The organism is Mycobacterium sp., from assembly GCF_049278535.1.
In the GTDB taxonomy this organism is placed as follows: domain Bacteria; phylum Actinomycetota; class Actinomycetes; order Mycobacteriales; family Mycobacteriaceae; genus Mycobacterium.
Genome location: NZ_JBAPMI010000226.1, coordinates 1 through 10600 on the forward strand (window position 1 = coordinate 1; position 10600 = coordinate 10600).

Annotated in this window: 14 protein-coding genes; 8 read left to right on the forward strand and 6 right to left on the reverse strand. The window is 65.5% G+C overall.

The window, feature by feature from the left end:
- Both WAO18_RS15535 and WAO18_RS15540 read right to left on the reverse strand, forming a co-directional pair.
- Nucleotides 1–188, reverse strand: a 188-nt coding sequence (locus tag WAO18_RS15535; protein ID WP_422207148.1) for a DUF732 domain-containing protein, incomplete at its 3' end; no start/stop codon positions are given.
- Nucleotides 189–230: 42 nt separating this feature from the next.
- Nucleotides 231–584 (reverse strand): DUF732 domain-containing protein, encoded by a 354-nt coding sequence (locus WAO18_RS15540; RefSeq protein WP_422207149.1) that lies wholly within the window; start codon nucleotides 582–584, stop codon nucleotides 231–233.
- Between the two features lie 83 nt (nucleotides 585–667).
- Between WAO18_RS15540 and WAO18_RS15545 the strand changes: the two genes are divergently transcribed.
- From WAO18_RS15545 to WAO18_RS15560, 4 genes are all read left to right on the forward strand, one after another.
- Nucleotides 668–1153 (forward strand): polyketide cyclase, encoded by a 486-nt coding sequence (locus tag WAO18_RS15545; RefSeq protein ID WP_422207150.1) that lies wholly within the window; start codon nucleotides 668–670, stop codon nucleotides 1151–1153.
- Nucleotides 1154–1216: 63 nt separating this feature from the next.
- Nucleotides 1217–1930, forward strand: coding sequence for a Clp protease N-terminal domain-containing protein (locus tag WAO18_RS15550; RefSeq protein WP_422207151.1), 714 nt, complete (start codon nucleotides 1217–1219; stop codon nucleotides 1928–1930).
- A gap of 67 nt (nucleotides 1931–1997) precedes the next feature.
- Entirely contained in the window at nucleotides 1998–2504 is a 507-nt protein-coding gene (locus tag WAO18_RS15555; protein ID WP_422207152.1) for a hypothetical protein, read from the forward strand.
- Complete coding sequence (locus WAO18_RS15560) at nucleotides 2492–3037, forward strand: GNAT family N-acetyltransferase (protein ID WP_422207153.1); 546 nt, start codon at nucleotides 2492–2494, stop codon at nucleotides 3035–3037. The genes WAO18_RS15555 and WAO18_RS15560 overlap by 13 nt, the downstream gene beginning before the upstream one ends.
- Nucleotides 3038–3058: 21 nt before the next feature.
- Here the strand turns inward: WAO18_RS15560 and zapE are convergent, their stop codons facing one another.
- Nucleotides 3059–4120 (reverse strand): cell division protein ZapE, encoded by a 1062-nt coding sequence (gene zapE / locus WAO18_RS15565; protein ID WP_422207154.1) that lies wholly within the window; start codon nucleotides 4118–4120, stop codon nucleotides 3059–3061.
- 34 nt (nucleotides 4121–4154) lie between these two features.
- Here zapE and WAO18_RS15570 point away from each other — a divergent pair, with 34 nt between their 5' ends.
- From WAO18_RS15570 to msrB, 4 genes are read left to right on the forward strand one after another with little or no spacing between them, the layout of a single operon-like run.
- Nucleotides 4155–4940 (forward strand): pyrimidine reductase family protein, encoded by a 786-nt coding sequence (locus tag WAO18_RS15570; RefSeq protein WP_422207155.1) that lies wholly within the window; start codon nucleotides 4155–4157, stop codon nucleotides 4938–4940.
- 11 nt (nucleotides 4941–4951) lie between these two features.
- Nucleotides 4952–6529 carry an alpha/beta hydrolase gene (locus tag WAO18_RS15575; RefSeq protein ID WP_422207156.1) on the forward strand — a complete coding sequence of 526 codons (1578 nt, stop codon included), beginning with the start codon at nucleotides 4952–4954 and terminating at the stop codon, nucleotides 6527–6529.
- Nucleotides 6530–6555: 26 nt separating this feature from the next.
- Nucleotides 6556–7851, forward strand: coding sequence for an arabinofuranan 3-O-arabinosyltransferase (aftC, locus tag WAO18_RS15580; RefSeq protein ID WP_422207157.1), 1296 nt, complete (start codon nucleotides 6556–6558; stop codon nucleotides 7849–7851).
- Nucleotides 7852–7899: 48 nt separating this feature from the next.
- Entirely contained in the window at nucleotides 7900–8322 is a 423-nt protein-coding gene (gene msrB, locus WAO18_RS15585; RefSeq protein WP_422207158.1) for a peptide-methionine (R)-S-oxide reductase MsrB, read from the forward strand.
- A 14-nt stretch (nucleotides 8323–8336) separates the two neighbouring features.
- On the opposite strand, the gene WAO18_RS15590 is transcribed toward msrB, so the two are convergent.
- From WAO18_RS15590 to WAO18_RS15600, 3 genes are all read right to left on the reverse strand, one after another.
- Entirely contained in the window at nucleotides 8337–9089 is a 753-nt protein-coding gene (locus tag WAO18_RS15590; RefSeq protein ID WP_422207159.1) for a class I SAM-dependent methyltransferase, read from the reverse strand.
- Nucleotides 9090–9110: 21 nt separating this feature from the next.
- Nucleotides 9111–9806 carry a hydrogen peroxide-dependent heme synthase gene (gene hemQ, locus WAO18_RS15595; RefSeq protein WP_422207160.1) on the reverse strand — a complete coding sequence of 232 codons (696 nt, stop codon included), beginning with the start codon at nucleotides 9804–9806 and terminating at the stop codon, nucleotides 9111–9113.
- A 5-nt stretch (nucleotides 9807–9811) separates the two neighbouring features.
- The coding region (locus tag WAO18_RS15600) for an FAD-dependent oxidoreductase (protein ID WP_422207161.1) at nucleotides 9812–10600 on the reverse strand (789 nt) is incomplete at its 5' end.

Sequence of the window (10600 nt, forward strand, 5' to 3'; positions counted from 1 at the left end):
GACCTACCCTGGTCCATCAAATCACACGCCGTCTTGCCCGCATTGACAGCACTTTTCGAATCATTGAAGGTGATGCCGGCTTTGTTCAGCGCGTCGACGAAGCTTGCGTCGACACTCGGGTCGGCGTGCGCCGGCACCGGTACGCCCAGTGACGAGGCAATGCCAAGTACCACCAGGAGATGTTTCATCGCCCCATCATGGCCCAGATCAGCCTCGCGTCGGAGCGAGTTCTAACCCGCCGGGGGCGCGCCGGTATTTGGACCGGTGTGTTGCAGGTATTGCGGACAGTAGGCGCTCGCCGCGATCGCGGTGAATTGCGCCGCCCTGGTGGTATCCAGGCCCGGATTTTGCCTCGTCACGAGTTGGACCACATCGAGTTGCGGGCGGCCCTGCTCCATCATTCCGCAGGCGGACTTGGCGGCTTTGACCGCACCGGTTTCGCTTTTAATCGTGATGCCTGCTTTGGTGAGCGCGTCGAGAAAGCTCGCGTCAAGGCCGGGGTCGGCGCCGGCCGGGCTCGCCTGCACCAGCGGGGCCAAGCCGACAGCGGCGGCGGCAACCAGCATCGCCAGCGGATGTCTCATCCGTTCATCGTCGCGCAGGCCGACGCCTTTGTCGCGGCACCGAACCGCCACATCGGCACCGCTGCCCTGCCAAGATCTACCGAATGGCAGAAAGAATCGAAGTCCAGCGCACGATAAACGCACCTGCAGGCGACATCTTCGCCGTTCTCTGCGATCCGCAGGGTCACGTCGCCATCGACTCATCTGGGATGTTGCAGGACGCCGACGGAGCGTCGGTTGGTGCCGTCGACGACAGCTTCGTCGTGCACATGGACCGCGAATCCCTCAACGACTTTCCGGAACTCGGTCGCTACGACGTGACGGTGACCATCCGCGAATTCGAGCAGGACCAGCTGATCGCATGGACGGTTCTCGGTCAGATCCGGCCGCAGATCGGCCACGTCTATGGGTATCGCCTTGAGCCAGATCCGCAGAACAAGGGCACGCTCGTCACGTCGTTCTACGACTGGTCTCAGATCGACGAAAAGTGGCGGGAGGCCGGGATATTCCCGGTCATCTCCGAAGGGGCGCTCCGGGCGTCGCTGGGCATCTTGGACCGCACGGTTCGGCGCGGCTACGCGAAGGGCTGAAGCGGCCCAACATGCGTCAACCAAGAGTTGACGAATTTGGTGCGTCAACCTACTGTTGACGCCATGGTTCAGTCCTACCCTGTTCGACTCGACGAGATGATCAACACCATCAAAAAGGTGCACTCCGACGTGCTCGATCAACTGAGCGACGCGGTGCTGGCAGCCGAGCATCTCGGCGAAGTCGCCGACCACTTGATCGGTCACTTCGTCGACCAGGCGCGCCGGTCGGGGGCTTCCTGGACTGACATCGGCAAGAGCATGGGCGTCACCAAACAGGCCGCTCAGAAGCGCTTCGTGTTGCGCGCCGAGACCACCGCACTCGACCCGAACAGCGGCTTCGAGCGCTTTACGCCACGGGCACGCAACTCCGTGGTGGCTGCCCAGAACGCCGCACATGAAGCCGGCAACGACGAGATTACGCCGGACCACCTGATTCTCGGCGTGCTGAGCGACCCCGAGGCCCTGGTCACCGAGCTGCTGCGGGCACAGCGCATCGACCCCGAGTCGCTTCGTGCCTCGATCACGCTGCCACCCGCCGCGAACACCATGCCCGCGCTGATCCCGTTCAGCGGCATGGCACGCAAAGCGCTCGAGCTGACCTTCCGCGAAGCACTTCGCTTGGGCCACAACTACGTTGGGACCGAACATATTTTGCTCGCACTGCTTGAACTCGAAGACGGCGCCGGTCCGCTGCATCAGGCCGACGTCGACAAGGACCGCGTCGAGGCCGATCTGAGTGCCGCGCTAAAGTCCCTGACCGCCGAGCAGAAAAGCTGAGCGTTGCACAACCCGGCGACGTAAGCGCCGCGGTGTGCCATCATGCGATGGTCGCCGAGGAGGAAAGATGCGCCGCTACCTGGTTGCCGTGATTGCCGTCGTCGCGGCCACACTGATCGCGATCCCCCGCGCGTCGGCCGGCGACGCCCCGATCGGCCATCTCGGCGATACGTTGCGGGTCGACACCGGAAAAATGATCGCCGACATCACGGTCAGCAGCGTGCAACCGGTCGATCCGCCGCCAGGATTCGGCTACAACCGCGTCGGTATCCCGGTCAAGAGTTTCCCGAACAGTGCAGTAATGCGCGCCGATGTCGCGATCCATGCAGTGCGGGTGCCGAACCCGTATCAGATGCTCACCGATTTCACCTTCGACGGGGTCACCCCGTTCGGCGACGCCTACAAGTCCCGCAACTCTGACGCTCCCGATGCGCTGGATGCCGCGCTGGCCAACGCGCCGGCCGGCTCGATCGTCCGTGGCGGGGTGTACTGGGAGGCCTACCGCGACCCGGTCGCCAATGTTGTTCTGCTGGACAAGAAGACGGGTTATCACCTAGCGCAGTGGAACCTGTAGCCCGCATCGCCACAGCGGATACCGTCGACGCCGTCGAATTGGCTGCGGTCGCGGCGCGCACTTTTCCGTTGGCTTGTCCCCCATCGGTTGCTATCGCGGACGTTGCTGCGTTCATCGACGCCAATCTGTCCGACGTGCGCTTCGCCGAATATCTGGCGGACCCGCGGCGGCTGATTTTCACTGCAGGCCACGCAGGCCGAATCATCGGTTACGCCATGATGATCAGCGGTGTCGGTGACGATCCCGAGGTGCAACGGGCGGTGCACATTCGACCGGCCGCAGAGCTGTCGAAAATCTACGTACTCCCGGCGCACCACGGCTCGGGCGTAGCGACGGCGTTGATGGATGCCGCGCTGATGGCCGCAGCCGACTGGCACGCCGGGTGTGTGTGGCTCGGAGTCAATCAGAAAAACCAACGGGCTCAGAAGTTTTACAAGCGATGCGGCTTCACCGTCAACGGCACCAGGACATTTCGATTGGGCGCCCGTGATGAAGATGACTTCGTGATGGTCCGCCCGGTTGGCCGGGCCTAAATCAGCTGAGCACGTAGCTTCTCAGCGGCAACTCTGACGTCCATACTTGGCGTTGGTCGGCTCGGTAGCGGCGGCGCTGAGCGCCAGCAGTCGCGAGGTGGCCCGCAGGTATTTCTTGCGGAAGCCGCCGGCCAGCATCTCCTCGCTGAAGATGCGATCGAGCTTCTCCCCCGAGGCCAGCACCGGTATCCCGGCGTCGTAAAGCCGGTCGGTCAACGCGACAAGTCGCAGCGCCACGTTCTGGTCGTCCACGGTGTGCACACCCGTCACACAAACCGTCGTCACGCCGTCGATCAGCGTCAGATAACGCGATGGATGCATGGTGGCCAGGTGGACGCAGAGCCCGTCGAAGTCGTCGAAGGTCGCGCCCGCCACGCTCGCAGCATGGGCGGCGACCTCGTCATCAGACGGCGGCCGTGGCCCCGGTGTCAGCTCGCGGTGCCGGTAGTCGGGCCCACCGATCCGTACGACATCGAAAATGCCTGCCAGCGTATTGATTTCGCGCAAGAAGTCCTGCGCCGCAAAACGGCCTTCACCGAGCTGCTCGGGCAGGGTGTTGGAGGTGGCGGCCACTGACACGCCGCGCTCGACGAGTTGCGAAAGCAGCCGTGAGATCAACGTGGTGTTGCCGGGATCGTCCAGCTCGAACTCGTCGATGCACAACAGCGTGTAATCGGCCAGCAGGTCGATGCATTCGACGAAACCGAACACCCCGGCGAGCTGGGTGAGCTCCATGAACGTCGCAAATGCCTTCGGATGCAACGTATCATCGGGCAGCTGACGGTAGGCAGCGGCCAACAGATGCGTCTTGCCGACGCCGAAACCCCCGTCCAGGTACAGCCCGACACCCGGCAAGGCTTCTCGCTTGCCGAGCAGCCTCCTGCGGCCGCGACGGCGCTGCACCGCCAGCTCGCAAAACCGTTGGCACACGGCAATGGCGGCCGACTGGGTCGGCTCGGCCGGGTCGGGTTGATAGCTCGCGAAGCTCACCTCGGCGAAAGTCGGCGGCGGCGTCAGCTGCGCGATCAGCCGTTCCGACGACACGGTCGGCTGCCGGTCGACCAGACGAGCAACCCCGTGCATGCAGGCACCCTACCGGCGTGTTGCAATCATCGGCATGGCTGACGTTTCAGCTGACGACGCCGGCGGAGTGCAGTTGCGGCTGCTCGGCTCCAGCCGCGACCTCGACGGCGCCGACCTGCCCGACCTGTACGGCTACCCCGCCGATCGCGACGGAGTGTGGCTGCGCGCGAACTTCATCGCCAGCCTCGACGGTGGCGCCACCTTCGGCGGACGATCCGGCAGGCTGGGCCGATCCGGCGACCGGGCCGTGTTCAGCGTGCTGCGCGAAGTCGCCGATGTGGTCCTGGTCGGTGCGGGCACGGTACGGGCCGAGGGCTACGCCGGTGCACGCCCGACCGTTGCCCAGCGTCACCGCCGGCAAGCGCGCGGGCAAAGCGAAGTCCCGCAATTGGCCATCGTCACCCGATCCGGTCAACTGGAACGCGATATGCCGGTGTTTACCCGCACCGAGGTGCCACCGCTGATCTGCACCTGCGCGGCCGTGGCCGACCGGACCCGGCGCACATTGGCCGGTCTCGCGGACGTGGTGGACTGCTCGATCAACGACCCGGCCGAAGTCGACCCGGCCGCGGTGCTGGCCGTGCTGGCCGAACGCGGCCTGCCGCGGGTGCTGACCGAGGGCGGACCGATGTTGTTCAGCTCGTTCGTCGAACACGGCCTGCTGGACGAGCTGTGCCTGACCATCGCGCCGACCCTGGTCGGCGGTCAGGCCGGTCGCATCGCCACCGGCCCGGAGCAGGTGCTGACTGGTATGCGACGCGCCCACGTCCTCACCGACGACGATGGCTACCTGTACACGCGCTACGTGCGAGACGCCTGATCGATCGACCAATGGCTACTGTGGTCGGCATGAGTCGGCGCGCCACCTTCACCTCGTCGCTTGTTGTGGTGACCGCCTTACTGGCCGGCTGCGCACCCGGACTGGCCGCCAACCCGCGTTTCGCCACCAACGCCGGCGCCCGGCCGCAGGGAAAGGCAACCAAGACAACAGCGCCCAACGCCCCGCCGCCGATCGCCAAGCCGAAGAACGAACTGTCGTGGCATGACTGCACATCGCGGGGCTTCGGCGACGCCGCGGTCCCCGCGCCCGTCGGGGTCAAGCTGGAATGCGCAAGCTACGACGCCGACCTCGACCCGGTCAATGGTGCCGCCGGCACGCTGAGCATCGGCGTGATGCGGGCGCGCTCAACCAAAACGCCCGACGATGCCGGACCGCTGGTCTTCACCACCGGTGCCGACCTGCCGTCGTCGCTGCAATTGCCCGTGTGGTTGGCCCGAGCGGGCGCCGATGTGCTGCAAAAGCACCCGATCGTCGCTGTGGACCGCCGAGGCATGGGCTCCTCGAGCCCAGTCGACTGCCTTGAGCAATTCGACCGTCAGGAAATCCACGATCAGGCACAGTTCGAGTCGGGCAACGATCCCGTCGCCAACCTCGCCGACATCGTGCAGAACTCCACCACCAGCTGCACGGACACCATCGCCCCCGGTGACTCCGCCTACGACAACACCCACGCCGCCGCCGATATCGAGCGGCTGCGCAGCACCTGGGACGTGCCGGCGCTGGCGCTGATCGGCATCGGAAACGGCGCGCAGGTGGCGCTGTCATACGCCGGCTCCCATCCGGACCGGGTCGTCAGGCTGGTGCTGGATTCGCCGGTCGCGCTGGGTGTCGGCGCCGAAGCCGCAGCCGAGCAGAAGGTCAAAGGTCAGCAAGCGGCGCTGGACGCGTTCGCTGCGCAATGCGCGGCGGTGAATTGCCCGCTGGGCCCGGACCCGAAAGGCGCCGTCAGTTCGATGCTCGCCGATGCCCGCGCCGGCCACGGCCCGGCGAGTGCGTCGGTGGCCTCCATCGCCAATGCCATCAACACCGCCCTCGGCTTTCCCACCGGTGACCAGGTCGGCACCACCAACGACCTGGCCGCCGCGCTGGCCAGCGCCCGCTCGGGTGACACCAATCGGTTGACCAGCCTGATCAACCGGGCAGAGGCCACCACCGGGACCGACGGACAGTTCGTCAACTCCTGCAGCGACGCGGTGAACCGGCCCACTCCCGACCGGATCCGCGAACTGGTGGTCGCGTGGGCAAAGCTCTACCCGCAATTCGGCACTGTCGGCGCGCTCAATCTGGTCAAGTGCGTCTCGTGGCCGACCACCGCACCGCCGCAACCACCGAAGAAGCTGACGGTCAACGTGCTTCTCATGGGCGTGCAGAACGATCCCATCGTCGGCTCGGAGGGCGTGTCGGCCACGGCCGCCACCATCATCAACGCGACCGCGGCCAGCAAGCGGGTGATGTGGCAGGGCATCGGCCACGGCGCCAGCATCTACTCGTCATGCGCGGTCCCGCCACTGGTCGGCTATCTCGACAGCGGCAACTTGCCCTCCACCGACACCTACTGTCCTGCCTGATCCTTCGGGCCGTATAGGGTGCGCTCGTGACGGCAGTTGAATCCCCGCGTGGCGGTCTGCTCGATCGGGCGCACGCCATCTTCGCGCCCCGCACCGCCGCCGCGAGCACCGCGACCGTCGTGCGCTCGGTGCTGTGGCCGGTGGCCATCCTCGCCGTGATCCACCGCACCATTGTGGTGACCACCAACGGCAACATCACCGACGATTTCAAGCCGGTCTACCGGGCAGTGCTGAACTTTCGCCGCGGGTGGGACATCTACAACGAACATTTCGATTACGTCGATCCGCACTACCTGTATCCGCCCGGCGGCACGCTGATCATGGCGCCGTTCGGCTACCTGCCGTTCGCCGAGTCGCGTTACCTGTTCATCGCAATCAACAGCGCCGCGATCGTCCTGGCTGCTTACCTACTGCTGAAGATGTTCAAGTTCAGCCTGAGCTCGGTGGCGGCCCCGGCGCTACTGCTGGCGATGTTCTGCACCGAATCCGTCACCAACACACTGGTTTTCACCAACATCAATGGCTGCGTCCTGCTGGCCGAGGTGTTGTTCCTGCGGTGGCTGCTGGACGGCAGGGTGAGTCGGCAGTGGTGGGCCGGCCTGGTGATCGGACTGACCTTCACCCTCAAACCGGCGCTGCTGCCGCTGCTGTTGCTGCCCCTGCTGAACCGGCAGTGGCGGACACTGGTGCCCGCCTTTGCGGTTCCGGTTGCATTCAACCTCGCCGCGTGGCCCCTTGTCGTCCACCCACAGGACTTCTTGACCCGCACGCTGCCCTACATCCTGGGTGTTCGTGACTACTTCAACAGCTCGATCGAAGGCAACGGTGTTTATTTCGGGTTGCCGTTCTGGCTGATCCAACTGCTGCGAATCCTGTTCACGCTGTTAGCCATTGGTAGTTTGTGGCTGTTGTACCGCTACTACCGCACCCGCGACCCGCTGTTCTGGTTCACCACGTCGTCGGGTGTGCTGCTGCTGTGGTCCTGGCTGGTGCTGGCATTGGCCCAGGGCTACTACTCGATGATGCTTTTCCCGTTCTTGATGACGGTGGTGCTACCCAATTCGGTGATCCGCAACTGGCCGGCGTGGCTGGGCATCTACGGATTCCTGACGATGGATCGGTGGCTGCTGTTGAACTGGATGTACGTCGGCCGCCCGCTGGAATACCTGAAGATCACCTACGGCTGGTCGCTGCTGCTGATCGTGGTGTTCTCGGTGCTCTACTTCCGCTACCGGGACGCCAAGACCGAAACCCGCTTGGACACCGGGATAGATCCACTCTGGGTGACGCATCAGCAACCGCGCGCTAGCGTGGAGGCATGAGCACCCGCCAACGACGATGCAGAGCGCAGCGATGAGGAGGAGTGGCGCATGAGCGGCCGGTCCCAGGCGCCGCGTGTGCAACTCAGTGACGACGAGTGGCGCAAGAAACTCAACCCCCAAGAATTCGATGTACTGCGGCGAGCCGGCACCGAGCGCCCGTTCGTCGGTGAATACACCGACACCAAGGCCGAGGGTGTGTACCAGTGCCGGGCCTGCGGTGCCGAATTGTTCCGCAGCACAGAGAAGTTCGAATCCCACTGCGGCTGGCCGTCATTCTTCGACCCGGCCAACTCCGACGCCGTGATCCTTCGCCCCGACCACTCGCTGGGCCAGACCCGCGTCGAGGTGCTGTGCGCCAACTGCCACAGCCACCTCGGCCACGTCTTCGAAGGCGAGGGCTATCCGACGCCCACCGACCAGCGCTACTGCATCAACTCGATTTCGCTGCGCCTGGTACCGGCCGGCCCCTGAGGACGCGCCGTCGGCTAGTCGAGCCGCGTGGCATGCACTTCCCAGAACGGTGCGTAGACACGACCATCGGTGAGCCACGGCTCGATGGTTCGGAACCGATCGGCCATCGGCTTGATTTGCTCGGCCATTTCGGGGCTGCGTGCCAGCATCCGGTCGAAGTTCTGTGAGGTCATGTTGATCTGATAGGTGGTCTGCCCCACGTAGGTGATCTCCCAACCGGCGTCGGGGAACACGTCCCGGAAATCATCCTCGGACAGCGATCGCGGCATGTGAAAACCGTTGACGTTGCCGATACCGAATTCGAACATGTACAGCCGGGCTCCGGGCTTGGTGGCCCGGTGCAGAGCGCGCGCGTAGGACCTCTGGAGCTCCGGTTCGGTCGAAAAGGTGTGATAGAAGGCGCAATCCACGACCGTGTCGAAACGGTTGTCCAGACCGTCGAGCTTCATTGCATCGGCCAGCTGAAAGTTCACCGACTCACCGGCCTTGCGGGCATTCTCCCGAGCCCGCTCCAGCGCTGTCTCCGAACCGTCAATTCCGGTGGCTGAGTAGCCCTTTGACGCGTAATAGATGGCGTGGTGACCGGGGCCGGTACCGGGATCGAGTACCTCCCCCTTGACCCCGCCCAGCGCGACCAGTTGCTGCACCACCGGCTGCGGGCCGCCGATATCCCACGGTGTGGCGGCCGGCAGGCCATGGGCAACCTGCTCGTCGCGGTACATCTCCTCGAAACGGGCGGGATCGTTGGGATCGAACTGGGTTGTCATGCGTTCCCCTCTGCTGCCGGCTCAGGGCAGCGAATTGACCAGCTGCTCAACCGGCACCCGCGGCCCGGTGAAGAACGGCGTCTCTTCACGGGTGTGCCGGCGCGCGTCGGTGGCACGCAGCTCCCGCATCAGGTCGACGATGCGGTGCAGCTCGGGCGCCTCGAACGCCAGCAGCCATTCGTAGTCGCCGAGCGCGAACGCCGGCACCGTGTTTGCCCGCACATCCTTGTATTCGCGGGCGGCCATGCCGTGTTCGGCCAGCATGCGCCGACGCTCCTCGTCGGGCAGCAGGTACCACTCATAGGAGCGCACGAACGGGTAGACGCAGATGTAGGCGCCCGGCTCCTCGCCGGCCAGAAACGCCGGGATGTGGCTCTTGTTGAATTCGGCCGGCCGATGCAGCGCGACACTGCTCCACACCGGCGTCGATGCGCGCCCCAGCGCGGTGGTCCGGCGAAAGTCCTCATAGGTGGCCTGCAACGCTTCCACGCGTTCGGCGTGCGTCCAGATCATGAAGTCGGCATCGGCCCGCAAGCCCGCGACATCGTAGAGACCGCGCACCACAACACCCTGGTCTTCGCGCTGTTTGAGAAAGGTCGCGGTTTCGTCGATGACGGCGTCCCGGCTGTCGCCGAGCGCACCGGGGCGCACCGAAAACACCGAGAACATCAGGTATCGAACGGATGCGTTCAGGGCGTCGTAGTCCAGGCGTGCCATGAGAACTATGGTGCCACGGCCGTATCGACCGCCCGGACCGTGCTGGTCACCGCCCGCCCGGCCACGCCGATACACGCCGGCACCCCGATCCCGTCCAGATAGCTGCCCGCCACTGCGAGGGTTGGTGGCAGACCGGCCCGCAGTTCGGTGACCAGGTCCCGGTGACCGGGCCCGTACTGCGGCATCGCATCGGGCCAGCGCTGGATGCAGACATCGACTGGATCGATTGTGAGCCCGAAGGCGGTCCCCAGATCGTCCAGCGCCCATGTCAGTAGCTCGTCGTCGGATGCGCGGGTCGCCAGGTCGTCGCCGAAGCGTCCGAACGAAAGTCGCAACAGCTCCACGTCGGTGCGCCGCCCCCACTTGCGCGACGACAACGTAATTGCCTTGGCGTGCAAGCGTTCTCCGCTGGCCACCAGCACACCGGAATTCTGCGGAAAGGCGATGCCCCTCGGCACGGCCATCGCCAGCACCGCCGAGGAGGCACTATCGATGCGGCCGGCTGCCGCCGCCGTGCGCGGCGCGACGGCGTCCAACAGCCCGGCCAGGCGCGCAGCTGGGACGGCCACGATCACCCCGTCGGCGTGCCAGTCGGTACCGGTGTCGTCGCGCAGGGTCCAGCCCCGCGGCGACGCGGCTTGGATGCCGGAGACCGCGGCGGGTACCCACCTGATCCGGCTGCGCAGCACCAATTCCTCCACCAGCACCGTGTATCCCCCGCCCACCGCGCCGAAGATCGGGCCGGCGGTGACGCTGGTCAGCGCCTGGCGGACGGCGTCGGTGACACTCGTGGC